Below are 25,164 nucleotides of genomic sequence, written 5' to 3'. Positions count from 1 at the left end.
ACGCCGTTAATGGCATGTAAGAACCTGCATTGCCCCCTGTGGGAGCGAGCCTGCTCGCGAAGGCGTCGTGTCAGTCAGCATCATTGAAAACTGACACACCGCTTTCGCGAGCAGGCTCGCTCCCACAGTTGTTTTTGTGTGTGCTGATCCTTGCGCGACAGCCATGCTAGAGTGCTCGGCCCCGCCTCCGGAGCCTGTCATGCGCCTCTTGATCCGCAGTCTCGCCGCCCTGTTGCTGTCTCTCAGCCTGCCGCTGTCCGCCGCGCCGATGCACAGCCAGTTCCTGCCGCCGGACGATCTGACCCTGCGCGACGCTGAACCCGAGCAGCAGCAACTGCTGCAAGTCAGCGAGTATTCGGTGGTGGTCGGTGCGCAGCGCCAGTCCAATCAGCAGCCGATTCCGGTCACCTCATCCTTGTTGATCCGCCTCAAAGGCAAATCGCTGAACAAGGGCGCGAGCATTTCTCAGGTGCTGGTGAGTTTCGACGGCGAGAGCAAAAGCCTGAAAAAGCCGGCCTACGATGACAAAAGCAAAACCCTGACGCTGTTCTATCCGCTCGCTCAATACCGCGTGGTGATGGATCTGCTGCGCAACGACACGGTGTATGTGCAGTTCCTCAGTTATGCCAATGGCCATATCTGGGCCGATCTTCATACCGGGGCGATTCGTCCGCGTTGAGCCGGGCGGCCGGGCAAGGGTAAACTGCCCGCCCCGTGTCATGTCTGCGAGCTGGAGTCGGCAATGCGTAAAGATAAGAAACAAGTGATTGGTGACGAGATCGGCGATGAGCAGATCAAGCTGTTCCTCGATTTTGAGCCGGTCGACGCCACTTCGCCGTCGCTGCACAAACTGATCAAGGCCTATCGCGGTTTGCGCATCGATGACTTCGAGCGCTTTCTGGGCTTCTTCGTTGCGGCGGGTTATGACGTTGATGGCAAGGATGAAGAGGGCCAGACCTTTGTTGATCACATCAAGAATCAGCGTAATGCCGCCGAGTACATCGAGTTGATCGACAAGGCTCGCGGTTAAGGTCAAAAGACGAGATCTTTTGCTTTTGACAGGCCAAAAAAACGCCCCAATGGGGCGTTTTTTTATGCCGCAAGATCAAGCGAAGCTTGGTGTCTCGCTGCTTTCTTCAACCAGTTCCAGGGCGATGTTGTTCTGCGTGTTGATCTTGCGATACAGCGCAGCATCGGTTTCCAGAACCTTTTCACGGGCCGGGAAGATTTCCGCCAGTTTGGTGGCCCACTCGCCGGACGCCTTGGCCGGGAAGCACTTCTCGATCAGCTCGAGCATGATCGAAACGGTCACCGACGCACCTGGCGATGCGCCGAGCAGGGCAGCGAGGGAGCCGTCCTTCGCCGCGACCAGTTCGGTACCGAACTGCAGGATGCCGCCCTTTTTCGGGTCCTTCTTGATGATCTGCACCCGTTGGCCGGCCACTTCCAGGCGCCAGTCTTCGGCTTTCGCCTGCGGGTAGAAACGTCGCAGGGATTCCAGACGCTGTTCCATTGACTGCATCACTTCGCTGACCAGGTACTTGGTCAGGTCCATGTTGTTTTTCGCCACCGCCAGCATCGGCCCGATGTTGCCGGCGCGCACCGACATCGGGAGGTCCATGAAGGAGCCATGCTTGAGGAACTTGGTGGTGAAACCGGCGTATGGCCCGAACAGCAGGGATTTCTTGCCGTCGACGACGCGAGTGTCGAGGTGCGGCACCGACATCGGTGGCGAACCCACGGCTGCCTGGCTGTAGACCTTGGCCTGGTGGTGCTTGACCACTTCCGGGTTATCGCAACGCAGCCACTGGCCACTGATCGGGAAGCCGCCGAAGCCTTTGCTTTCTTCGATGCCCGAAGCCTGCAGCAACGGCAGGGCCGCGCCACCGGCACCGAGGAAGACAAACTTCGCGTCGACTTCGCGGGTGTTGCCGTTGTTGACGTCCTTGATGCTGACGGTCCAGCCGGCGCCGTTACGCTTGAGGCCGGTCACGCGCTTGCAGTATTTGACCTGGGTGTCCGGAGCACTGCTCAGGTGCTTGAGCAACTGATTGGTCAGGGCGCCGAAGTTGACGTCGGTGCCGTTCATCACACGGGTGGCGGCGAGGACTTCGTCGGGCGAGCGGCCCGGCATCATCAGCGGCATCCACTCGGCCATCTTGCCTTTGTCTTCGGTGTACTCCATGTCGGCAAACGCGTGGTGCTTGCTCAGAACATTGAAGCGTTCCTTGAGGAACGACACACCGCTTTCGCCCTGAACGAAACTCAGGTGCGGAACCGGACTGATGAAGGATTTGCACGAGCCGAACGTGCCCTTCTTGGTCAGGTACGACCAGAACTGCTTCGACACCTCGAACTGGGTGTTGATGTGCACGGCTTTCTTGATGTCGACGCTGCCATCGGCAGCCTGCGGCGTGTAGTTCAGCTCGCACAGGCCGGCGTGACCGGTACCGGCGTTGTTCCACGGATTGGAACTCTCGGCGGCGCCGGAATCCATCAGCTCGACGACTTCCAGCTTGATCGCGGGGTCGAGCTCTTTGAGCAGTACGGCCAGGGTGGCACTCATGATGCCGGCCCCTACCAGAACTACGTCGACTGCTTCGTTATGCGCCATTTAACGCGTCTCCCAAATCTGCAGCACCAAATTGTCGGCATGGCTGCCAGGCGTTCCAGGGCAGGTCAGTGGGCCCGGGCTATCCGTGGTCAGGTGGGCCATGTCCGAATCTTCGCAATTTTTCGCAACTTCGACGGATGCGTGCGGCCTGGTTTCAAGCGTTCCATGAACGCATTTTCACGCAGGGCTGGCAATTCGACTTATGGTCGAGTCATCCGTTTTCGTGCAACCAAATCCGTAGCGGACAGGCTTCAGGCTCCGATGTTCGAGGTATACCCGGTCCTGTGTCGTTGGGCTGTTTCAGACGCTAATGGTGCATGTTCAGACGCAAAACTATTCATTTGCTCGCCACACTCTTGTGAAGTTGTGAAAACCCGTTTTTTTCACGCTCTTTTGAAGACGTGAACCTCAAAAAAGGGCTGCCTTGGCCTGGCACCTGCCCGCTAGGGCAAAACAACGCGGTGGCCGAGCGAATGACAGCTCTGCAGATTCGCGAAAAGCGGGTTTTTGCCGGAAGAACAGGCAAGCGCGCCAACTTCACTCGATCTGTGTGGGCGGCTCTCTGTGGGCGATTTTGATGTCGATGCATGCGCATTGACGCTGTTGCGGGGCCCGATCAGGAGACGTCCTTATAATCGGGGGGAGATTGTAGCGAAGAAATGCGCGCAGTTGCTCGTGTTTAATGACTTTTATTAGGCATCCGGTCAGATGCTCAACTGCACCTGACCCCGTGCGCGCATTTGTCGCGGTACGACCCGGGCGCTGGCGGGCAGCGGCTGGTTCAGCCAGGTCAGGCGGATTTCTTCGATTTCCACCCAGCCGTCGCCCATCGGTTGCAGGCTGCACTGTTTGAAAGCCTGGCAACGGCCGTTGCGGTCGAGCAGGGCGAAGCTGCGATGCAGCGGGCGTGGGGCGAACAGCGAGATCAGATAACGCATGGCAGAGTTCCTTGAAGGAGGACTGCTTTGAAGCTTGTCGGCAAGCCATGACGCCAGGGTGTATGGACGGTGAAGAATGTGTGACAGGAACCGCTTTCGGCGGGGTTTGTCTGACATTGCAGTATTCACTGTGCGACGCTGGTTACGTGCAGTGGCCCACCGCTATACTGCCGGCCTGTTTGTGCCTGATTCTGGAGAGAAGAGCATGTTGCAACGCCTGTTGTTCGGTTTGATCACTGTCGCCGGTTTGACCCTCGCCGGCTGCGCCCACAGCCCGCAACAACTGAATCCGGAGCCGAAGCTGACCACGCAACTGCCAGCGGTCGGTCGCGGCCAGCCTGTCATCGTGCGTGTGGTCGACGGTCGTCCGTCGCCAACCCTCGGCACCCGTGGCGGTCTGTACCCGGAAACCAGCGCCATCACCGTACAGCGCGAGCAGATCCTGCCCAAGCTGCAGGCCCAGGCCGAAGCCGCCGTACGCCTGCTCGGCTTCACCCCGACCACTAACGCACCCAACGCGCCGCAGCTGACCGTGACCCTGGCCGAGCTGAAATACCAGTCGCCGAAAGAAGGCATGTACGTGACCGAAGCCACCATCGGCGCGACCTTCCGCTCCGACGTGCAGAACGCCAACCGCCGCTACAGCGGCCGTTACGGTGCGTCGCTGGACCAGCGCTTCGGCATGGCGCCGAATCAGGAGACCAATACCAAATTGGTCAGCGATGTATTGAGTGACGCACTGACGCGTCTGTTCAAGGACCCGACCGTGGGTCAGGTTCTGGCCGAGTAAGTTTGCAGCGAACGTGAAAAAGCCCGGGGCCAGTGATGGTTCCGGGCTTTTTTGTGGATCTGAGATTTGTGTCGTATGGGAAATCGATTCCCCTCACCCCGGCCCTCTCCCGAGGGAGAGGGAGAGGGAGCCGATCGCGTGTGCTTCAAAACCTGAATTCGGCGCGGTATCTCATGTCGGCGTATCTACCGCAAACACCTCGGTCAGTCCCCTCTCCCTCTGGGAGAGGGCTAGGGTGAGGGTGCTTTTGACGTTCAGGCAGCCTGTGAATAGAAATCGAGCACGCTCACGCCAGTCAGCAAATCGGTCTCGGGCAAGTCCGCGTGCTGATGCCCGCCCAGCGCGCAATACACTAGCCAGTGCCGGTCCTGCACGTTGAAGGCGAGGCTGCCGACCAGGCTTTGCTGGTCGTCGTAAGGGGTGATGAGGTACAGACGATCCTGGTTTTCCGCGTGCAGCATGTCGCATTCCATTCGGGTTTCGAGGCGCGCAGGGTGAAGCATCCACGTGACGATGCCATGACACAGGGCAGCCATCGGTCGATTGTCAGGTTATTTGTCGCAAAGGCTGGGGCAGGGCGGCAGGGTTTGGGTAGAATTCGCGCCGCGGTCGTCGGTCTGGCGTCTGCCACACCGGTTAAGTTCGAGGTCTGTGATGTCGCTGCACTTGATGACGCTGTTTACCGCCCATCCCGCCAAGTTGATCAACCTGCTGGCCTTGCTGCTGGCCTTTCCGGGCAGCTGGCTGCTGCACGCGACCCGCCGCCGTGAGCAACGCGCCCAGGCCAGTCTCGCCGCCCAGCGCCAGGCGCAGCCCAATGCCGAGCCGATGCTCGATTGGGCGACATTGCGCATGAACCGGTTTTTCTATCGTTTTGGTTTTGCTTGCCTCGGTCTGGCGCTGCTGGTGTCCTGGATCAGCACCCGCTTCTGAAGCAGTAGCAAACCTGTGGTGAGGGGATAAATCCCCTCGCCACTGCTGTTGCCTACAGCGGCAACCCAGCCTTGACCCGATACTGATTGCGCACCGGTGTCGCATATTGCAGCACCAGATACGGCCGATGCTCAGCGGGGCACGCATCCAGTCGGCTCTGCCATTCATCCTGCGCCTTGGCCAGTTCGTCAACCGGGAACACCTCGGCCGCTTTCGGCACGTTCAGTTGCGGATCGGCATCCGCCCACTGCGCGTACGCCAGGTAATGCACCGGGAACAACCGGTAGCCGCCGAGAATCTGCTTGTCCATCTCGATCGCCAATTGCTTGGTGTCCTCGAACACTTCGGTGATCGGCGCGGCGAAGTTCACGTGCACCCGGCCCTTGTAGCCGGTGATGCCTTTGGCGATGCTCACGTCATCCTCGCCCGGCGCTTTGGCGTAGGTGCCGGTGGTGGCGCGGATGTACAGCTCGCGGGCCTTGGCCTGATCGCACGGGTCGTACTCATAGCTGATCGACACCGGCGTCACGTTGAGCGAGCGGATCACTTCGCCGAACGGCTCGTCCTTGCGGCTCATGTGGAACATCTTGAGGATCGCCGACTCGGTACGGTCGTCGCCGTCCTTCGCCCGACCTTCAGCCTGAGCAATCCAGATCGAGGCGCAATCGTTGCGGATCGAGTGATTGATATACGCCGACAGCAATTGATACGCAGCCATTTTCTCACGACGGCCGGTGATCGAACGGTGGACGATGAAGCTCTTGTTCAAGCGCATCAGGTCACTGACAAACGGCTTTTGCAGCAGGTTGTCGCCAATCGCGATGCGCGGTGTCGGCAGGCCGGCGTGGTACACGGCGTAGTTGACGAAGGCCGGGTCCATGACGATATCGCGGTGGTTGGCGATGAACAGGTAGGCGCTGCCGGACTTGAACTGCTCGACACCGGTATACGTCACGCCGTCGGTGGCGCGCTCGATGGTGTGGTCGACGTAGAACTCGACTTTGTCCTGTAAGGTAGCCACGGAATTCACGTCGGCAAACTCACGACGCAGCCGATGGGCTATAAGAGGTTTGAGCATCCAGCCGAAGGCACCGGCAAAACGCGGGAAGCGGAAGTGGGTGAGGATATCTAGAAACGCCTTGTCGCCGAGCAGTCTTGCCAGTACCGCAGGTACTTCGCTGTCGTCGTAAGGTCGGATGGCATCGAATTCGCCCATCATGCTCTCTTGTTGGAAACGGCTAGGGTAAGTAAAGGGTTTGATCGAAAACCCGCGGGGCACGGTCTGAAAAGTAGCCAGACAAAAATAGCCCTGCAAATAGACCGGCGATTATACGCACAAGTCACTGGGGAGACCGCGATGCTGGAAAATGCACTGTATGAATGTCCGTATTGCGGTGAGGAAGTCGAGACCACTCTGGATTTGTCCGGTGGGGATCAAACGTATGTCGAAGACTGCCAGGTGTGCTGTCGTCCGATCACCTTTGTCCTGCAGGTACATGAAGAAGAGTGGCATCTGGAAGTCTTCAGCGAAAACGAGTGAGGGCCGCGTATGCAGCGCATCTACGAACCGGCGAACCTGATGGAGGGCGAAATGCTCAAGGGCATGCTTGCCAGTGAGGGGATCGAGGCGCATCTGATCGGCCGTGATCTGGTGGGCGGTGCGGGTGAATTGCCGATCTTCGGCCTGCTCTGGCTGTCGGTGGATAACGATCAGGCCGAATACGCCCGCGAGTTGATCACCGCGTACAATGCCGCGCTGCCGCTGCCCGGCGACGAACCGGAAAGCTTTCCCGGCACGCTGGTCTGTTAGGCTGGCCTTCGTTTTATTCAGAGTCGTGTTGCCCCATGTGTGGACGTTATGCCCTGTTTCGCTGGAACCGCGAGTTCGCGGCCCTGCCAGGTTTTCCCGCCGATCAGCAGGCGCAGTGGAACATTTCCCCGAATGATTCGGTGTTGATGCTGCGTGCCGAAGAAGACGGCCAGCGCACGCTGGCCCGTGCACGCTGGGGGCTGACGCCGCCGTGGCTGACCGATCTGTCGAAGACCCCGGCCCATGCCCGCGCCGAAACCGTCGCTGAGCAACCGATGTTTCGTGAGGCCTTGCGCTTGCGTCGCTGCCTGCTGCCGGCCAACGGCTTTTACGAATGGCGCGGCACCCAGCGCAAGCGGCCTTACTGGTTGACGCCGGGGGAGGGCTCGTCGTTGTTTTTCGCGGCGATCTGGGAAGCGTATCCGGTGCAGGAACAGGTCTGGCTGAGCACGGCAGTGATTACTCAGTCGGCGGCGAGTCAGCGCCGGCCGTTGATTCTTGATGAAGCGGGGCAGGCTGCCTGGCTTGATCCCGAAACGCCGCTGCATGTCTTGCAGGGATTGCTCGCCAGTGAACCGGCGGCGCTGCGTGAGCGGGTGTTGGCGAATCTGGTGAATGATCCGAAGTTGAACGGGCCGGAGTGTCTCACCCCGGCTTGATTTGCGTGGATCAAAAGCCCCTCACCCCAGCCCTCTCCCGGAGGGAGAGGGAGCCGAATGGGGATACTTCAGAGGTTCACCGACCTGAACGATCTGTTGTGAATCCATAATCGACTGTTTTTTTCAGGTCGATGTATAGCGCAAGACATCGCGGTCGGTCCCCTCTCCCTCCGGGAGAGGGCTAGGGTGAGGGGCTCTTGATCTTTCAGACCTTGAACTGATTGATCAACCGCCGCTGCTGCTCGGCCAGTTTGGTCAACCCGGCGCTCGCCGAACTCGACTCATCCGCACCGCCCGCCACTTCATTCGCCACCTGACCGATATTGATTACATTGCGGTTGATGTCGTCGGCCACTGCACTTTGCTCTTCCGCCGCACTGGCGATTTGCGTGTTCATGTCATTGATCACCGACACGGCCTGGGTGATCGTCTCCAGCGCTTCGGCCGCTTTCGCCGCGTGTTGCACGCTTTCGTCGGTGCGGTTCTGGCTGTCTTCCATCACGCGCACCACATCGCGGGTGCCCTGTTGCAACTGCTGGATCATGCTCTGGATTTCTTCAGTGGCCTTTTGGGTTTTCTGCGCCAGATTGCGCACTTCATCCGCGACCACGGCAAAACCGCGACCCTGCTCGCCGGCCCGGGCGGCCTCGATTGCCGCGTTCAGTGCCAGCAGATTGGTCTGCTCAGCGATGCCGCGAATGGCGGTGAGGATGGCGTTGATGTTTTCGCTGTCCTTGGCCAGCGTCTGCACCACCTCGACAGCCTTGCCGATTTCCACCGCCAGTACGCCAATCGAATTCGAGGTGTCGCGGACGATCTGCATGCCCTGGCTGGCGGCCTGGTCGGCGTGGCTTGCCGCTTGTGCTGCCTGGGTGGCGTTGCGCGCCACGTCCTGGGCGGTGGCGGTCATTTCCTGCACCGCAGTCGCCACCTGATCGATTTCGGCCATTTGTTTCTGCACGCCGATGTTGGTGCGAATGGCGATGTCGGCGGTGTGTTCCGAGGAATCGCTGACGCTCTGCACCGAGGTCACCACTTGGGTAATCATCGCCTGCAACTTGGCGAGGAAGGTGTTGAAGCCTTTGGCAATCGAGCCCAATTCGTCGCTGCGGTCGCTGCTCAAGCGACGGGTCAGATCGCCTTCGCCCTGAGCGATGTCATCGAGCATGGCGACCATTTGCTTGAGTGGCCGCGCGATGCCGTGGCCCACCAGCCAGATCACCAGCAGGCCGATGCCGGCAATGATCAGGCCGACCATGGCCATGCCGAAGGTGTCGGATTTGCGCTGGGCATCAAGGTCGGCCTGGAGGTTTTGCAGATCGGCCATGACCGCGTTGAGCGGCAATTGCAGCATCAGTGTCCAGCGCGCGTCGGTCTGGCCGATGCCGAACGGCAGGTACAGTTCGATGCGGCCCTTGGCCTGATTCACCGAATAGGTGACCTCGTCGCGCTTGAGATTGGCGAGATTGCTGGCCTGTTCGGCGTCGAGGATGTCGCTGACTTTTTCACCGAATTTGCTCGAGTCCTTGGTGTAGGCAACGATCCGCCCGTTGCCGCCGACCAGCGCCATTTCACCGGCGCCGCTGTAAAGCTTCTGGTTGGCGGCGAGCAGCATGTCCTGAATGAAGTTCACCGAGAGGTCGGCGCCGACGATGCCCTGGAACGCGCCGTTGACCATGATCGGTTCGATGAACGAGGCGAGCATGACGATCTTGTCGCCGACCTTGTACGGTGCCGGGTCGATCACGCAGGGTTTCTTCGTCTCTTTCGAGCACAGGTAGTACTCGCTGGCGCGCACCCCGGTGGACAGGGTTTTCTGGTCGTCGACATCGGCCAGTTTGTCCACGCCCAGGCTGCCGTCGGTATTGCGGAACCACCACGGCAAAAAGCGCCCGGTGGCCGGGTCGATACCGACCACGGCGCTGCCGATGTAGGCCGCGTCATTGTGGTCCAGTGCGTTTTTTTCCCAGCCGATATAGGTGCCGAGAATCTTCGGGTTCTTTTCTACGTTTTCCTTGATCAGGCTGATCAGTTGCTCGCGGCTGACGCTCAGGCGCGGCTGGCCATCGGCGGCGGTTGTGCCGAGCAGCGCGTTGACCCGTACCAGACCGCCGGCAATCAGCAGCGGCGCTTCGAGTTCGCGCTGGATCTGGCTGACCTGGGTCTGCGCCAGCGAGGTCAGGCGCTGTTCGATGACTTGCTCGAACTGCGCCTGGGTGCGCTGTTGCACCATTTCTTGCGTGCGAGCACCGGAGAACAGCGCGTACAGCACCAGCGCCGCGACCACGCTGAGAACGATGGCGCCGGCCAGGGCGGCGACGGAAAACTGGATCGACTTGAACTTCATGGGAGCTCCGCACGCAAGAGGACAATCTGCGAGGGATTTATCGGCGGGGTGTGCAGGGCCATGAGAGACGTTGGTCGGAATCGGCCCGCGATGTCGCTGATGGATCGGTGCACGGCGGATTCAATGCGCGTTGAGGAATTTCCAGCCAGACTTGCGGCCTTAGGTGGATGTACGCGCAATGCGTCCGTTGTATCTGGCGCCGATACAATTAGCCGCCTAGGATACGCCTCAGGTTTTCAGGGAGCTTTTGAATGAACAAGACATTAGTGGTAAGTGCTTTGAGCGCAGCGCTGTTGCTGGCCGGTTGTCAGTCGGTCAACACTACCAGCGGCGGTGCCGTGGGCGTGGAGCGCAAGCAGTACATGTTCAGCATGCTGTCCTCGCAAGAGGTCGATCAGATGTACGCGCAGTCGTATCAGAAGACCGTCGGCGAGGCGTCGAGCAAAGGTGTGCTCGACAAGACCAGCCCGGAAGCCAAGCGCGTGCAGACCATCGCCAACCGCTTGATCGCCCAGGCGCCAACCTTCCGCCCGGACGCGGCGCAGTGGCAATGGGAAGTCAATCTGATCAAGAGCGATGAGCTCAACGCCAACTGCGGTCCCGGCGGCAAGATCATCTTCTACACCGGGCTGATCGACAGCCTGAAACTCACCGACGATGAAATCGCTGCGGTCATGGGCCATGAAATCGCCCACGCCCTGCGCGAGCACGGTCGTGAAGCGATGTCCAAGGCATACGGGATGGAGATGGCCAAGCAAGGCGCCGGTGCCTTGTTCGGTCTGGGCCAGGACAGCCTGGCGCTGGCCGACACCGTGGCCAACTACGGCATGACCTTGCCCAACAGCCGCGCCAACGAAAACGAAGCCGACCTGATCGGCCTGGAACTGGCCGCCCGCGCCGGCTACAACCCGAACGCGGCGATCACCCTGTGGGACAAGATGAGCAAGGCTTCCGAAGGCGCGCCACCGGAATTCATGAGCACCCACCCGGCATCGAGCAGCCGCATTGCTGCGTTGCAGGCAGCGATTCCGAAGGTGATGCCGTTGTACGAAAAAGCCCCGAAGTCCTGAGATTGACGGGGTCATGATCGTTCCCACGCTCTGCGTGGGAACGATCCTTCTCTCAGGGTTAAACCCAGCCGCTGCTCTGCATCGCTTTATAAACCGCAACAATCGCCAGAATCATGAACGCCGAAGCCGCGAGGCGGCGGATCAGGGTCAGCGGCAGTTTCTCTGCGGCAAAGTTACCCGCCAGTACCACCGGCACGTTGGCAATCAGCATGCCCACGGTGGTGCCGATAATCACCAGCCAAAGTTCCGGATATTGCGCGGCGAGCATCACCGTGGCGATCTGCGTCTTGTCGCCGATTTCCGCGAGGAAGAACGCGATCAGCGTGGTCAGGAACGGCCCGAACTTGCGCGCCGTGCTGGCTTCGTCGTCATCCATTTTGTCCGGGACCAGCGTCCACAGCGCCGTGGCGGCGAAGCTGGCGGCGAGGATCCAGTGCAGGACGGCGTCGGAGAAGAAACTGCCGACCCAGGCACCTACCGCACCGGCTGCTGCGTGGTTGGCCAAAGTCGCGGCGACAATCCCGGCAATGATCGGCCAGGGTTTGCGAAAGCGAGCGGCGAGAATCAGCGCGAGCAGTTGCGTCTTGTCGCCGATTTCGGCCAAGGCAACGATAGCGGTGGGAACGAGTAGCGAGTCCAGCATCAGGGATTTCCTAAGGGGCGGGTCGACACGGCTATGACACGTACAGCCTTCCCGCCCCGGGTAAGGTGTGCGTGTCATAGGTCTTGTCAAACCCTGCGATCCGTCTGGTGCGGACGCTTGGGTCGCATACGCCATGATCTGAGGATCAAGTATGTTGACGTATGCCGGACGAGCATGGCGCTCGTGGGAGACTACTCCCCTAGGACGGAGCGGATTCTGCCTAGGCAAATCCGATTGGGCAAGAACAAATTTTCAGCCGCGCTTGGCCCGGTAAATCCGGAAACCATTGCCTTCAGCCTTGATCGCACACACGCCCAGGTGCTCCTCGATCAACGGCTGATACTTGAGGAAGCTGTTCGCCACAAGGCGCAGTTCGCCACCGTTTTTCAGATGTTTCGCTGCTTTTCGCAGCAGATTCTCCGTAGCGAAATAATCGGTGTGCACGCCGACATGGAACGGCGGATTGCTCAGGATCGCGCTCAAACCCATCGGCGCGGCGTCGATGCCGTCGCCGGTCAGCACTTCCGCTTCCAGGCCATTGGCAGCCAGGGTCAGACGGCTGCTGGCGGCGGCGAACGCGTCGACATCCAGCAACATCACCTGATTGTGCGGATAGCGACGTTTCACCGCAGCCCCCAGCACGCCGGCACCACAACCGAAATCGAGCAGATGGCCGCTCGGCAGTTTGTCCAGATGCTCCAGCAGCAGGGCGCTGCCGCGATCCAGGCGCCCATGGCTGAACACGCCCGGCAGGCTGATGACTTTCAACGGCCCTTCGGCCAGCGGCAGTTCGTAGGTCTGCGCCAGGCTTTCCAGCGGTTTCGCTTCAGGCGCATTGGCCACGGTGACTTGCCAGAGCTGGCAGTGACGGGCGCTGTCGAGTTTGCGTGGCTTGCCGAACGGGTTGAGCTGTTTGGACGCGCCTTCGATGCCGCTGCGTTTTTCCCCGACCAGAAACACTTCACGCCCGGCCAGACGCGACGCCACGGCGTTGAGGATGTAATCGGTCAGGTCCTTGGACTTGGGCAGGAACACCACAGCGCTGTCGAACTCGCGCTCCGGGACATTCACGCCGAACTGGCTGCGGCCCTCGAAACGTGCGTCCAGTGCGGCTTGATCGCCAGCGTGCCAGCACCAGCCGAACGCATTCGGCAGACGCCCGAGCAGATCGTCGGCGGGCAGGCCGGCCAACAGCAGCGAACCCTGGAATAACTCGGCCTGACGAAGCAGTACTTCACTGCGCGGATCCATAACTGCTCCTTGAAAAAAAGTGCCGCAGTTTATCAACTGACGACCCGCAGCGCCTCACCGCTGAAGAACGCCTGGGCGTTTTCGCTCAGTTGCCCGACGATCCGCTGGCGCGCCTCGCGACTGCCCCAAGCGTTATGCGGGGTGACGATCAGGCGCGGGATATCGGCGGCGAGCAGCGGATTGCCCTGGGTCGGTGGCTCGACACTCAACACATCGGTCGCCGCACCGCCGAGGTGACCGCTGCGCAAAGCGTCGGCCAGCGCCTGCTCATCAATCAGGCCGCCGCGGGCGGTATTGACCACAAATGCGCCGGGCTTCATCGCGGCCAGTTCGCCGGCGCCGATGAAGTTCCGGGTGTGCTCGTTGAGCGGGCAGTGCAGGGTCAGGGCGTCGATTTGCGGCAGCAGTTCTTCCAGCGGCAGGCGATCCGGCCGAGCCGGGCGCCCCGGAATCTGCCCGAGCAACACGCGCATGCCGAACGCTTCGGCCAGTCGCGCCACGGCGCCACCGAGTTCGCCATGACCGAGCAGGCCGAGGGTTTTGCCTTGCAGTTCGACGATCGGGTAGTCGAGCAGACAGAACTGTTTCGCCTGTTGCCAGCGGCCTGCGCCCACAGCCTTTTGATAGTCGGCCAGGCGCGTGGCGAGGTTGAGCAACAGCATGATCGTGTGTTGCGCCACCGACGGCGTGCCGTAAGCCTGGCAATTGCACACGGTGATGCCGTGGGCGCGGGCGGCAGCGAGGTCGACATTGTTGGTGCCGGTGGCGCTGATCAGGATCAGTTTCAGTTGCGGGTTGGCAGCCATTGCAGCGGCGTCGATCACGACTTTGTTGGTGATCGCCACACTGGCGCCGTGCAGGCGTTCGCTGACCTGTTCCGGCAGAGTCTGGGCGAACAGCTGCAAGTCGCTGAAGCATTCGCGCAACGGACCGAGGTCCAGATCGCCGAGATCCAGCGAAGGGTGATCAAGGAATACCGCGCGGCGCGTGTTCGTCATCAACTGTACCTTTTGTGCTGTGAGCGGAGGGCGTACTCTGCCGAGCCTACCAGATGAAACAAATCGTTACGCTGACCCCGCAGCGGACACATAACCCTGTGGCGAGGGGATTTAGCGAAACGTCGCACCGCCCCGATCGGCTGCGCAGCAGTCGCAAAATCATTGCCTGCGCGCCAGACAGAAGTTTTGGGGCTGCTTCGCAACCCAACGGGGATAAATCCCCTCGCCACAGGACTGTGTTCTTTGCAGTTTTTTTATCACCAAACTGCCCCAAAGGAGCCCCCATGTACTGGACCGAGTTCTTGACCGTTGCCCTGATCCATCTGCTCGCCGTGGCCAGCCCCGGCCCGGACTTTGCCGTGGTCGTGCGCGAGAGCGTGACCCATGGGCGTCGCGCCGGCACATGGACCGCGCTGGGCGTGGGCTCGGCGATTTTCCTGCATGTCGGCTATTCGTTGCTCGGCATCGGTCTGATCGTGTCGCAGTCGATCGTGCTGTTCAACGCGCTGAAGTGGGCGGCGGCGGCTTACCTGCTGTACGTCGGCTTCAAGGCCTTGCGCGCACAACCGGCGACAACCGTCACCGATGACTTGCACCGGGAAACCGGCGTGCGCACCGCGCGGGGCGCGTTTACCTCGGGCTTCGTCACCAACGGCCTGAACCCGAAAGCCACGCTGTTTTTCCTCTCGCTGTTCACCGTGGTGATCAACCCGCACACGCCGTTGGCCGTGCAGGCCGGTTATGGCGTTTACCTGGCGGTGGCGACGGCGATCTGGTTCTGCCTGGTGGCGATGCTGTTCAGCCAACAACGCGTGCGCGCCGGCTTCGCCCGCATGGGCCACTGGTTCGACCGCACTATGGGTGCCGTGCTGATTGCTCTCGGCGTGAAAATCGCGTTCACCGAGATGCATTGAGAACTGGAATACATCAATCCCTGTGGGAGCGAGCCTGCTCGCGAAAGCGCCAGTCCAGTCACCAAAAGTGTCGACTGACCCGACGCCTTCGCGAGCAGGCTCGCTCCCACCGGTCGCGTTTTCTTCAATTTCGGCCCGAAATGCTGGCGCAAAGCTAGCATTTGTACAGCTCTGCAAATCATTCCTTTGGCTGATTTGACTGTCATGCAGGCGCACTAGAGTACGAATCTCTCCGCCAACACCGTGCAGTCAGAAAAGGGATTCTTATGTTGCAGACTCGGGTCATTCCGCCGGCCGATGGGGCCTACCAGTATCCATTGCTGATCAAACGGCTGCTGATGTCCGGCGCCCGTTACGAGAAAACCCGCGAAATCATCTACCGCGACCAGTTGCGCTATAGCTATCCGACCCTGATCGAGCGGGTTGCGCGGCTGGCCAATGTGCTGACGGCTGCCGGCGTCAAGGCTGGTGACACCGTGGCGGTGATGGACTGGGACAGCCACCGTTATCTGGAATGCATGTTCGCCATTCCGATGATCGGCGCGGTGATCCACACCATCAATGTGCGTCTGTCGCCCGAGCAGATCCTCTACACCATGAACCACGCCGAGGACCGCTTCGTGCTGGTCAACAGTGAGTTCGTCGGGCTGTATCAGGCCATCGCGCCGCAGCTGACCACGGTGGAGAAAACCCTGCTGCTGACCGATCTCCCGGAGAAAACCGCAGAGCTGCCGAACCTCGTCGGCGAATACGAGCAACTGCTGGCCGCTGCCAGCGCGCAATACGATTTCCAGGACTTCGACGAAAACTCGGTCGCCACCACGTTCTACACCACCGGCACTACGGGCAATCCGAAAGGCGTGTATTTCACCCATCGGCAACTGGTGCTGCACACCATCGGCGTGGCGACGATCATGGGTTCGATCGACAGCGTACGCCTGCTCGGCACCAACGATGTGTACATGCCGATCACGCCGATGTTCCATGTCCATGCGTGGGGTTTGCCGTACGTGGCGACCATGCTCGGGCTCAAGCAGGTTTATCCGGGGCGCTACGATCCGGAGTATCTGGTGGAGTTGTGGCGCAAGGAGAAGGTCACCTTTTCCCATTGCGTGCCGACCATCCTGCAGATGCTGCTCAACGCCAAAGCCGCGCAGGGTGCCGACTTCGGCGGCTGGAAAATCGTCATCGGCGGCAGCGCACTCAATCGCAGTCTTTATGAAAACGCCAAGGCCCGTGGCATTCAGCTGACAGCCGCTTACGGCATGTCGGAAACCGGGCCGCTGGTGTCTTGCGCGCACCTCAACGACGAATTGATGGCCGGCAGCGAGGACGAACGCACCACTTACCGGATCAAGGCCGGCGTGCCGGGGCCACTGGTCGAAGCGGCGATCGTCGACGGCGCGGGCAACTTCCTTCCGGCCGACGGCGAAACCCAGGGCGAACTGGTGCTGCGCGCGCCATGGCTGACCGAAGGTTATTTCAACGAACCGCAGAAGGGCGCCGAGCTCTGGGCCGGTGGCTGGTTGCACACCGGTGACGTCGCCACGCTCGACAGCATGGGCGTGATCGATATTCGTGATCGCATCAAGGACGTGATCAAGACCGGCGGCGAGTGGATCTCCTCCCTCGACCTCGAAGACCTGATCAGCCGGCACGCGGCGGTACGCGAAGTAGCAGTGGTGGGCATTGCCGATCCACAGTGGGGCGAGCGCCCGTTTGCCTTGCTGGTGGTCCGCGAAGGGCAGGTGATCGGTGCACGGGAACTGAAGGAGCACCTCAAGCCGTTCGTCGAACTGGGGCACCTGAGCAAGTGGGCGATCCCCAGTCAGATCGCCCTTGTTACCGAAATTCCCAAGACCAGTGTCGGCAAGCTCGACAAGAAGCGCATCCGCCTCGACATCACCGAATGGCAGGCCAACAACAGCACCTTCCTTTCGACTCTTTGAGTGTCTGCTGGCGCGCCGAAACCGGCGCGCCAGACCCACCAAGCAAGCGCTTGGCTTGTGAAATCGAAAAAATCAGCCATCCTTGCCGTGCCGACTTGTGTCGGACTGGCGAAAGGACTGTTCCAGAGTGGTTGGCGGCTGCAAATCACACTTTAGAGGGATCAAGCACTACCACCCGCTGGCTATAGTCCGCTCAAGGACTTTTTGAAAACGGAGCACACGCACTGAACGGGGCGAGCAACTCTGGAACGATTTCGGGCAGCCCTGGCGCCCGGTCCTCCACAGCGTTTTTAAAAGTACTCACTGCCATAACAATAATGCACATGGAGTAGCGTCGATGACCTCAGTAAACCAGTTCTGGCGCCGGGCGAAACTGCCTCTGGCGGTCAGTCTTGCCTCCTCGCTCGCCGGGCCTGCATTCGGCGTCAGTTTCAACGTCGGTGAAATCGAAGGCCAGTTCGACTCGTCCCTGTCGATCGGTGCCAGTTGGTCTACTCAGAGCCCGAACAAGAACCTTATCGGCGTCAACAACGGCGGCCGTGGCCTGTCGCAGACCTCCGATGACGGTCACGCCAACTTCAAGAGCGGCGAAACCTTTTCGAAGATCTTCAAGGGCATCCATGACCTTGAATTGAAATACGGCGACACCGGCGTGTTCGTCCGTGGCAAATACTGGTACGACTTCGAACTGAAGGACGAGAGCCGCGAGTTCAAGGACATCAGTGACAGCAACCGCAAAGAGGGCGCCAAGTCCTCCGGCGGGCAGATCCTCGACGCCTTCGTCTACCACAACTACGCGATTGCCGATCAGCCGGGCTCCGTGCGTCTGGGCAAGCAGGTAGTGAGCTGGGGTGAAAGTACCTTCATCGGCGGCGGCATCAACTCGATCAACCCGATCGACGTCTCCGCGTTCCGTCGTCCGGGCGCCGAGATCAAGGAAGGCCTGATTCCGGTCAACATGTTCTACGTGTCGCAGAGCCTCACCGATAACCTCTCGGCCGAAGCGTTCTACCAACTGGAATGGGATCAGACCGTCGTCGACAACTGCGGCACCTTCTTCTCGCAGCCAGACATCGTTGCCGACGGTTGCGACAACAATTTGCGCGTACTGAACAAGCGTTCGCAGATTCCGGCGATCGCTTTGGGACCGTTGGCCGCCAACGGTGTGAACGTCGACGAAGAAGGCGTGCTGGTGCGCCGTGGGCCGGACCGTGACGCGCGCGATAGCGGTCAGTGGGGTGCGTCCCTCAAATACATGTTCGAGCCACTCGACACCGAGTTCGGCGCCTACTTCATGAACTACCACAGCCGTGCGCCGATTTTCAGCGCCACCGGCGCACCGCAATCGGTCTACAACACCGCCGCCGGTCTGCCGGGGCCGTTTGCCGCGCTCGCACCGCTGCTGGTTGCGGGCAACTCCAATTACTTCATCGAATACCCGGAAGACATTCGTCTCTACGGTCTGAGCTTCTCCACCACCCTGCCTACCGGTACGGCGTGGAGCGGTGAGATCAGCTACCGTCCAAACGCGCCGGTACAACTGAACTCCACCGACATCCTGTTTGCCGGCGTGCGTCCGCTGGGCGGCGCGCTGACCAACGCTTCGCTGCTGACCGGCGTGCCGGGTCAGGATCTGCATGGCTATGAGCGCAAGGAAATCACCCAGATCCAGACGACGTTCACGCACTTCTTCGATCAGGTCATGGGCGCCAGCCGTCTGACCCTCGTCGGTGAAGTCGGTGCGACCTACGTCGGTGGCCTGGAAAGCCGTTCCGACAAGCGTTATGGCCGCGATCCGGTCTACGGTCCGGGTGAGTTGCCGGCCACTGGCGGTATCGATACCTGCGCCAACATCCTCAACAACAGCACCATCAACGGCGCAGGCCCGGGTTCGCCGCAGAACAACCGCAGCCGCAATTGCGAAAACGACGGTTTCACCACGTCGATGTCGTGGGGCTACCGTGGTCGGGCGATCTGGGAATACAACGACGTGTTTGCCGGTGTGAACCTGAAACCGAACGTGGCCTGGTCCCACGACGTCAGCGGTTACTCGCCAGGCCCTGGCGGCAACTTCGAGGAAGGTCGTAAAGCGGTCAGCCTCGGCGTCGATGCCGAGTACCAGAACACCTACACCGCGAGCCTGGCTTACACCAATTTCTTCGACGGCAAGTACACCACCGTGGATGACCGCGACTTCGTGGCGCTCAGCTTCGGCGTGAACTTCTAAGCACTGCATTTCAGGACGAACGAATTTATGAAAATAACAAAGAGTCTGTTCCACGCCGGTGTTCTGGGCCTGTCGCTGCTGGCGACCAGTGTCATGGCGGCGGTGCCTGCTGCCGAAGCGGATAAACTGGGCAAGAGCCTGACGCCGATGGGCGCGGAAATGGCCGGTAATGCCGACGGTTCGATCCCGGCCTGGAAACCGCTGCCGAAGAATGCCGGCAGCGTCGACAGCAAAGGCTTCCTGTCCAACCCTTACGCCAGTGAGCAACCGCTGTTCACCATCACTGCCAAGGATGTCGACAAGTACAAGGACAAGCTTGCCCCGGGCCAGTACGCGATGTTCAAGCGCTACCCGGAAACCTTCAAGATGCCGGTCTATCCGTCCCATCGCGGCGCCACCGTGCCGGATGACGTGTTCGCCGCGATCAAGAAGAACGCCACCAGCACCAACCTGGTGTCCGGCGGCAACGGTCTGGAAAACTTCGATACCGCCGTGCCGTTCCCGATCCCGAAAACCGGTGTGGAAGTGATCTGGAACCACATCACCCGCTATCGCGGCGGCAGCGTGACACGTCTGGTGACCCAGGCCACGCCACAACCGAACGGCTCGTACAGCCTGGTGTACTTCCAGGATCAGTTCGTATTCCGCGACAAGATGAAGGACTACGATCCGGCGAACCCGGGCAACATCCTGTTCTACTTCAAGCAGAAAGTGACCGCGCCGGCGCGTCTGGCCGGTGGCGTACTGCTGGTGCACGAGACGCTCGATCAGGTCAAGGAGCCGCGTTCGGCGTGGGTCTACAACGCCGGTCAGCGTCGTGTGCGCCGTGCACCGCAGGTGTCGTATGACGGCCCGGGTACTGCCGCCGACGGCCTGCGTACCTCCGACAACCTCGACATGTACAACGGTGCGCCGGATCGTTACGACTGGAAGCTCGAAGGCAAGAAAGAGATGTACATCGCCTCCGACAGCTACAAGCTCGACGATCCGAAACTGAAGTACTCGGACATCATCAAGGCCGGCCACATCAACCAGGACCTGGCTCGCTACGAGCTGCGCCGCGTCTGGCATGTGGTCGCGACCCTGAAGGAAGGCCAGCGCCACATCTACGCCAAGCGTGACTTCTACATCGACGAGGACACCTGGCAGGCAGCGGTCATCGACCACTATGACGGTCGTGGCCAACTGTGGCGTGTAGCCGAGGCACATGCCGAGAACTACTACGACAAGCAAGTGCCGTGGTACGCCCTCGAAACCCTCTACGACCTGCAGTCCGGCCGTTATCTGGCACTGGGCATGAAGAACGAAGAGAAGCAGGCGTATGACTTCGGCTTCACCGCCACCACCAGCGACTTCACTCCGGCCGCCCTGCGTCAGGATGGTGTTCGCTAAACCTGCGTAAACCCGAGGCCGCATCCTCGTGAAAACGCCCCGACCGGTTCGGGGCGTTTTTGTGTCTGTAGCCTTTTTGTAGCCATTTGTAGCAGTGACCTTCATTACCTCTTCGTTTAAGGCTAGGCTGCGGACATCTGCAACGCCGCCAATCGCCTTCGAACAAGAGCCGGCCATGACTGATCTGTCCCCACTTCCGGGTCCCGCAAGCATCACCGTCGCAGCACTGGACGGGCGTTTTTTCCGCCCACCGCTGCCCGACGGCTATGTCTTGCGGCCGCGCCTTTGCCAGCGTCTGCAGGCCGGGCTCGGAGGTCGGTTGCTGCTGGTCAGCGCCCCGGCCGGGTTCGGCAAAAGCTCGCTGGCGGTGGAGTTCTGTCAAAGCCTGCCGGCGCATTGGCAAAGTCTCTGGCTGGGCTTGAGCCCACGGGACAGCGATCCCGGGCGTTTTCTCGAGCGCTTGCTCGAAGGGCTGCAGGACTATTTTCCGGCCTTGGGCGCTGGCGCTCTCGGTCTGTTGAAAATGCGTCAGCGCCATCAACCATTTGCGTTCGAAGAGTGGCTCGACGGTCTGCTCGATGAGCTGGCGCTGCATCTCGATCCTGCCGCGCCGTTGCTGCTGGTCCTCGACGACTACCACCTCGCCCAAGGTCCGGTGCTGGATCGTTGCCTGCAATTTTTCCTCAATCATCTGCCCGATGGCTTGCTGGTGATGGTCACCAGCCGTCAGCGCCCGGACTGGCATCTGGCGCGTCTGCGCCTGTCGCGGCAGTTGCTCGAGCTGCACGAACAGGACTTGCGCCTGACCCACGACGAAGCCCTGACTCTGCTCGATCGTCACAGCAGCTCACTGCGCGGCGAAGCGCTGGAGAGCCTGATCCAGCGCAGCGAAGGCTGGGTCGCCGGCCTGCGCTTCTGGCTGCTGGCGGTGGCCGAGGCGGGCAATGATGCCGCGCTGCCGCAAGCATTGAACGGCGGCGAAGGGTTGATCCGCGATTATCTGCTCGAAGAAGTCATCGATTGCCTGCCGGCCGAAGTGCAATCGTTTCTCTACGAAACAGCTCCGCAGGAGCGCTTTTGCAGCGAGCTGTGCGACGCCGTCCGCGAAGCCCATGACAGCGCCGAGATCCTGCGCTTTCTCCTCGCTCACCAAGTGTTTCTGGTGCCGCTGGACGAGCACGGTCACTGGTACCGCTATCACCATTTGTTTTCTGACTTGTTGCGCAGCCGGCCAATCGCCCAGGCGATGGTGCCCAACGCTACCCTGCATTTGCGCGCCTGCCGCTGGTTCAACGCACAGGGCTTGCTCGACGAAGCGGTGGAGCAGGCGTTGCGTGCCGGGCATCTCGATGTCGCGGCAAATCTGGTACAGAACCTCTCCGAAGAGCAACTGCTCGCTGAGCAGAACGTCGGCATGCTGCTGCGCTGGAAAATGGACTTGCCCGACAGTCTGCTGATCAGCACGCCTCGGCTGATCGTGCTCTACAGCTGGGCGCTGGGGCTGGCCTGTCAGCTCGATGCCGCTGAAGAGCTGGCCAGCCATTTGAGCCGTTTCCTGCCGGCGCCTTCGGCCACTGCGCAGAAATCCATGCTGGCGCAATGGCTGGCGCTGAGCGGGATCATCGCTCGCGGACGCGGCCATCGCGAACTGACCCTGCGCTATTGCAGTGAAGCGCTGGAGAGCCTGCCGGCCAAGCGTTATGGCCAGCGGCTGATGTGCCTGTCGACCTTGTCCAATCTGGCGATCGCCGACGGCGATCTGTGGCGCGCCCGTGGCCTGAACCGTGAATCCCTCGAGCTGGCACAGCGGGTCGGCAATCCATTATTCGAAGCACTGGCGCACTACGACAGGGCGCGGGTTCTGCAATCACGGGGCGAGATTCTGCGTGCGCTGGATGAAGTGCATCAGGGCCTGGAACGCTTGCGCGGTCTGTCGCCGCAACGACTGTACGCCGTGCGCGCACGGCTGACGTTGTACGAAGGTTTCCTGCTGGCGATGCGTTTGCAGCCGCAGGCTGCACGCGTACGCCTGCTGACCGGCATTGGCGAAGCGCGCGCCTGTCGCGACATCAGCGTGCTGATCGGCCACTGCGTGATTGCCCGCCTCGACGGCGCCAGCGGCGAGTTCGCCAAGGCCTTCGCCGAACTCGCCGAAGCCGAACGCCTGATGCACATCTGGGACGTACCGCCGATCTACTACCTGGCGATGATCACCCTGGTCAAATGCGAACTGTGGCTGGCCCAGGGCCGCATCGATCTCGCCGAGGCGTGGCTTGCACGATTGGGCCAGACCTACACCGGCGAAAACGCTGCGGCACCGCCGGAATTCCATCCGCAACTGCCGTTGCATGTGGAGCTGCAACAGGCGCTGCTCGATGTGATTCAGGGGCAGCCGATGCTCGCCGAAGGGCGGTTGAACGTGTTGCATGAAAACGGCCAGCGGACCGGACGCCAGTTGCTCAGTGTGATGGCGTTGACGCAGAAGGTGGCGCTGTTGCTGTCGAGTGGACGCGAGCCCGAGGCGCGCAAAACCTTGAATCTGGCGCTGGAAGCTGCCGCCGGCGGCGTCTTCCAACCCTTCGATGCGCTGCTGAAAAACCAAACCGACTGGATGCGCGGACAACTGCAGACGCTCACTTGCAACGCGGTGAGCCAGCAATTGCTCACGCATTTTCCAACAGCTGCGCCGCGACCGAGCGTAGAAAACTCAACTACCGAACAACTCAGCAGCCGGGAATTGGCGGTGCTGCGCCTGATCGCTCAAGGCTGTTCCAATCAGGAAATCAGCGAGCAGTTGTTCATTTCCCTGCACACCGTGAAAACCCATGCCAGCCATATCAACAGCAAGCTCGGGGTTGAGCGGCGTACGCAGGCAGTGGCGCGGGCGAAGGCGTTGGGGTTATTGCTCTAGCGCCGGTAAAATTCGCCATCGGCCGTTGCCAACGGCGTTGACCCTGTCCAGGATTTTTCCATGACCACGCCCAGCCCTGCACTTATCCGCGAAACCTTCCCCGTCGGCCCATTGCAGTGCAACTGCACCATCATCGGCGACCCGCTCACAAAAAAAGCCATCGTCGTCGATCCCGGCGGCAACCCTGATCTGATCATGGCGCGCCTCGACGCCCATGGCCTCAAAGTCGTCAGCATCATCCATACCCACGCGCATCTCGACCACTTTCTCGCTTCCGGGCAGATGAAGGAGAAAACCGGTGCGACCCTGCATCTGCACAAGGAAGACCAGTTCCTCTGGGACAACCTTGAAATGCAATGCCAGATGTTCGGCGTGCCTTACACCCCGGTGCCGTCGCCGGATCGTTGGTTGAGCGATGACGAAGAACTCGCCTGCGGTTGCGGCGTGGCCCTGCACACGCCGGGACATACACCCGGTTCCATGAGCTTCTGGTTTTCCGAGGCTAAGCTGTTGATAGCCGGCGACACGCTGTTTCGTCGCGGGGTAGGGCGCACGGATTTGTGGGGTGGCGATCAGGCGACCATCGTGCGTTCGATCAAGCAGCGGCTGTATACGCTGGACGAGGACGCGACGGTGGTTACCGGGCACGGTCCGGATACGCGTCTGGGTGATGAGATGCGCGAGAACCCGTTTGTGCGTGCCTGAATTTTTTGTCACGGGCAGCGGGCGGAATTTTTAGGCATTGTCATGATCCAACGCCCGCGCAGGTCCATTGATTGATCAGTGGCCGCTGCACCACAGAATGCAAAAAGACCAGGAGCTCTCCATGTTCACCACGCGTCGTTTGATTATTGTCGCTACTGCCGTGGCCGTGCTGTCCGGCTGCGCCTCGCCCAATCCGTATGACAATCAGGGTCAGGCCGACGGTGGCTCGCAAGGCATGAGCAAAACCGCCAAATACGGTGGCCTCGGTGCGCTGGCCGGTGCACTCGCCGGTGCCGCCATCGGCCACGACAACCGTGGCAAGGGCGCCTTGATCGGCGCTGCCGTGGTCGGTGCTTCCGCAGCAGGCTACGGCTACTACGCCGACCAGCAGGAAAAGAAACTGCGCGCGAGCATGGCCAACACTGGCGTTGAAGTGCAGCGTCAGGGCGATCAGATCAAGCTGATCATGCCGGGCAACATCACCTTCGCCACCGATTCGGCGAACATCGCTTCCAGCTTCTATCAACCGCTGAACAACCTGGCCAACTCGCTAAAAGAGTTCAACCAGAACCAGATCGAAATCGTCGGCTACACCGACAGCACCGGCAGCCGCCAGCACAACATGGACCTGTCCCAACGTCGTGCGCAGAGCGTGGCGACCTACCTGACCTCGCAAGGTGTCAGCGGTGCCAACCTGTCGGCCCGTGGCGCCGGCCCGGATAACCCGATTGCCAGTAACGGTGACGTCAACGGCCGCGCGCAGAATCGCCGGGTCGAGGTCAACCTGAAGGCAATTCCGGGTCAGGAGTATGGTGGTCAGCAACAACAGCCGGGTACGGTGCAGCAGTATCCGTAAGCGATTGCCTGAATGAAGAAATGCCCGATCCTGTGATCGGGCATTTTTTTGTGTCATCTGTGCCGGCCCTTTCGCGGGCAAGCCCGCTCCCACAGGTATTGGTGGTGTACCCAAAATCTGTGTTCCACACCTGGCCCCTGTGGGAGCGGGCTTGCCC

At 60.8% G+C, this 25,164-nt stretch carries 23 protein-coding genes, 1 pseudogene and 1 riboswitch; of the genes and pseudogenes, 16 read left to right on the top strand and 8 right to left on the bottom strand.

The window, feature by feature from the left end; translation table 11 throughout:
* Positions 1 to 29 precede the first annotated feature (29 nt).
* From QMX86_RS19870 to QMX86_RS19860, 3 genes and pseudogenes are all read left to right on the top strand, one after another.
* Positions 30 to 131 (top strand): annotated as a pseudogene (locus tag QMX86_RS19870) (metal ABC transporter ATP-binding protein); the annotation flags it as partial.
* A 68-nt stretch (positions 132 to 199) separates the two neighbouring features.
* Entirely contained in the window at positions 200 to 679 is a 480-nt protein-coding gene (locus QMX86_RS19865; protein WP_071173567.1) for a hypothetical protein, read from the top strand.
* A gap of 63 nt (positions 680 to 742) precedes the next feature.
* Positions 743 to 1,030 carry a PA4642 family protein gene (locus QMX86_RS19860; RefSeq protein WP_282386178.1) on the top strand — a complete coding sequence of 96 codons (288 nt, stop codon included), beginning with the start codon at positions 743 to 745 and terminating at the stop codon, positions 1,028 to 1,030.
* 75 nt (positions 1,031 to 1,105) lie between these two features.
* Here QMX86_RS19860 and mqo read toward each other — a convergent pair whose 3' ends face one another.
* Both mqo and QMX86_RS19850 read right to left on the bottom strand, forming a co-directional pair.
* A complete protein-coding gene (gene mqo, locus QMX86_RS19855) occupies positions 1,106 to 2,614 on the bottom strand; it encodes a malate dehydrogenase (quinone) (protein WP_056790254.1) in 1,509 nt (502 codons plus the stop codon).
* A 704-nt stretch (positions 2,615 to 3,318) separates the two neighbouring features.
* Complete coding sequence (locus QMX86_RS19850) at positions 3,319 to 3,552, bottom strand: hypothetical protein (protein WP_016773235.1); 234 nt, start codon at positions 3,550 to 3,552, stop codon at positions 3,319 to 3,321.
* Positions 3,553 to 3,757: 205 nt separating this feature from the next.
* On the opposite strand from QMX86_RS19850, the gene QMX86_RS19845 reads away from it, so the two are divergent.
* Complete coding sequence (locus QMX86_RS19845; protein ID WP_024014276.1) at positions 3,758 to 4,342, top strand: YajG family lipoprotein; 585 nt, start codon at positions 3,758 to 3,760, stop codon at positions 4,340 to 4,342.
* A gap of 254 nt (positions 4,343 to 4,596) precedes the next feature.
* Here the strand turns inward: QMX86_RS19845 and QMX86_RS19840 are convergent, their stop codons facing one another.
* Positions 4,597 to 4,803 (bottom strand): hypothetical protein, encoded by a 207-nt coding sequence (locus tag QMX86_RS19840; RefSeq protein WP_016770662.1) that lies wholly within the window; start codon positions 4,801 to 4,803, stop codon positions 4,597 to 4,599.
* A gap of 193 nt (positions 4,804 to 4,996) precedes the next feature.
* Here QMX86_RS19840 and QMX86_RS19835 point away from each other — a divergent pair, with 193 nt between their 5' ends.
* Positions 4,997 to 5,275 carry a hypothetical protein gene (locus tag QMX86_RS19835; protein ID WP_064362140.1) on the top strand — a complete coding sequence of 93 codons (279 nt, stop codon included), beginning with the start codon at positions 4,997 to 4,999 and terminating at the stop codon, positions 5,273 to 5,275.
* A gap of 52 nt (positions 5,276 to 5,327) precedes the next feature.
* On the opposite strand, the gene QMX86_RS19830 is transcribed toward QMX86_RS19835, so the two are convergent.
* Positions 5,328 to 6,491 (bottom strand): 1-acyl-sn-glycerol-3-phosphate acyltransferase, encoded by a 1,164-nt coding sequence (locus QMX86_RS19830; RefSeq protein ID WP_197047947.1) that lies wholly within the window; start codon positions 6,489 to 6,491, stop codon positions 5,328 to 5,330.
* A gap of 141 nt (positions 6,492 to 6,632) precedes the next feature.
* Between QMX86_RS19830 and QMX86_RS19825 the strand changes: the two genes are divergently transcribed.
* The 3 genes from QMX86_RS19825 to QMX86_RS19815 are packed head-to-tail and all read left to right on the top strand — an operon-like array spanning position 6,633 to position 7,744.
* Entirely contained in the window at positions 6,633 to 6,815 is a 183-nt protein-coding gene (locus QMX86_RS19825) for a CPXCG motif-containing cysteine-rich protein (RefSeq protein WP_073473486.1), read from the top strand.
* A gap of 9 nt (positions 6,816 to 6,824) precedes the next feature.
* On the top strand, positions 6,825 to 7,085 hold the full coding sequence (locus tag QMX86_RS19820) for a DUF2007 domain-containing protein (RefSeq protein ID WP_024014272.1): 261 nt from the start codon (positions 6,825 to 6,827) through the stop codon (positions 7,083 to 7,085).
* A 35-nt stretch (positions 7,086 to 7,120) separates the two neighbouring features.
* Positions 7,121 to 7,744 carry an SOS response-associated peptidase gene (locus tag QMX86_RS19815; protein ID WP_024014271.1) on the top strand — a complete coding sequence of 208 codons (624 nt, stop codon included), beginning with the start codon at positions 7,121 to 7,123 and terminating at the stop codon, positions 7,742 to 7,744.
* Positions 7,745 to 7,949: 205 nt separating this feature from the next.
* Here QMX86_RS19815 and QMX86_RS19810 read toward each other — a convergent pair whose 3' ends face one another.
* Positions 7,950 to 10,091, bottom strand: coding sequence for a methyl-accepting chemotaxis protein (locus tag QMX86_RS19810; protein WP_122507853.1), 2,142 nt, complete (start codon positions 10,089 to 10,091; stop codon positions 7,950 to 7,952).
* A gap of 251 nt (positions 10,092 to 10,342) precedes the next feature.
* Between QMX86_RS19810 and QMX86_RS19805 the strand changes: the two genes are divergently transcribed.
* The gene (locus tag QMX86_RS19805) at positions 10,343 to 11,161 is read left to right on the top strand and encodes a M48 family metallopeptidase (protein WP_016773242.1); all 819 of its coding nucleotides are present in this window, start codon (positions 10,343 to 10,345) and stop codon (positions 11,159 to 11,161) included.
* Between the two features lie 58 nt (positions 11,162 to 11,219).
* Here the strand turns inward: QMX86_RS19805 and QMX86_RS19800 are convergent, their stop codons facing one another.
* The 3 genes from QMX86_RS19800 to QMX86_RS19790 all read right to left on the bottom strand — a co-directional run bounded on the left by QMX86_RS19800 (position 11,220) and on the right by QMX86_RS19790 (position 14,053).
* The gene (locus QMX86_RS19800; protein ID WP_041479980.1) at positions 11,220 to 11,804 is read right to left on the bottom strand and encodes a TMEM165/GDT1 family protein; all 585 of its coding nucleotides are present in this window, start codon (positions 11,802 to 11,804) and stop codon (positions 11,220 to 11,222) included.
* Between the two features lie 89 nt (positions 11,805 to 11,893).
* Positions 11,894 to 12,016, bottom strand: a riboswitch (yybP-ykoY riboswitch).
* Positions 12,017 to 12,056: 40 nt separating this feature from the next.
* Positions 12,057 to 13,055: a class I SAM-dependent methyltransferase gene (locus tag QMX86_RS19795; RefSeq protein WP_282386169.1), complete on the bottom strand. Its 999-nt coding sequence runs from the start codon at positions 13,053 to 13,055 to the stop codon at positions 12,057 to 12,059.
* Between the two features lie 32 nt (positions 13,056 to 13,087).
* On the bottom strand, positions 13,088 to 14,053 hold the full coding sequence (locus QMX86_RS19790) for a 2-hydroxyacid dehydrogenase (protein WP_122611808.1): 966 nt from the start codon (positions 14,051 to 14,053) through the stop codon (positions 13,088 to 13,090).
* Positions 14,054 to 14,337: 284 nt separating this feature from the next.
* On the opposite strand from QMX86_RS19790, the gene QMX86_RS19785 reads away from it, so the two are divergent.
* From QMX86_RS19785 to QMX86_RS19755, 7 genes are all read left to right on the top strand, one after another.
* Positions 14,338 to 14,967 carry a LysE family transporter gene (locus QMX86_RS19785; protein ID WP_282386166.1) on the top strand — a complete coding sequence of 210 codons (630 nt, stop codon included), beginning with the start codon at positions 14,338 to 14,340 and terminating at the stop codon, positions 14,965 to 14,967.
* A gap of 266 nt (positions 14,968 to 15,233) precedes the next feature.
* A complete protein-coding gene (locus QMX86_RS19780; protein ID WP_071173559.1) occupies positions 15,234 to 16,916 on the top strand; it encodes a fatty acid--CoA ligase in 1,683 nt (560 codons plus the stop codon).
* Positions 16,917 to 17,253: 337 nt separating this feature from the next.
* Entirely contained in the window at positions 17,254 to 19,143 is a 1,890-nt protein-coding gene (locus tag QMX86_RS19775) for a DUF1302 domain-containing protein (RefSeq protein WP_122611810.1), read from the top strand.
* A gap of 27 nt (positions 19,144 to 19,170) precedes the next feature.
* The gene (locus tag QMX86_RS19770) at positions 19,171 to 20,535 is read left to right on the top strand and encodes a DUF1329 domain-containing protein (protein ID WP_024014265.1); all 1,365 of its coding nucleotides are present in this window, start codon (positions 19,171 to 19,173) and stop codon (positions 20,533 to 20,535) included.
* Positions 20,536 to 20,710: 175 nt separating this feature from the next.
* A complete protein-coding gene (locus QMX86_RS19765; RefSeq protein WP_243243434.1) occupies positions 20,711 to 23,446 on the top strand; it encodes a LuxR C-terminal-related transcriptional regulator in 2,736 nt (911 codons plus the stop codon).
* Between the two features lie 60 nt (positions 23,447 to 23,506).
* Positions 23,507 to 24,151: an MBL fold metallo-hydrolase gene (locus QMX86_RS19760; protein ID WP_041479973.1), complete on the top strand. Its 645-nt coding sequence runs from the start codon at positions 23,507 to 23,509 to the stop codon at positions 24,149 to 24,151.
* Between the two features lie 121 nt (positions 24,152 to 24,272).
* Positions 24,273 to 25,007, top strand: a complete 735-nt coding sequence (locus QMX86_RS19755) for an OmpA family protein (RefSeq protein ID WP_130911278.1) — start codon at positions 24,273 to 24,275, stop codon at positions 25,005 to 25,007.
* The last annotated feature ends 157 nt before the right edge of the window (positions 25,008 to 25,164 follow it).

The sequence above is a fragment of the Pseudomonas sp. PS01270 genome, assembly GCF_029959775.1.
Classification (GTDB): Bacteria; Pseudomonadota; Gammaproteobacteria; order Pseudomonadales; family Pseudomonadaceae; genus Aquipseudomonas; species Aquipseudomonas atacamensis.
This window is presented reverse-complemented; position numbering and strand designations above follow the sequence as displayed.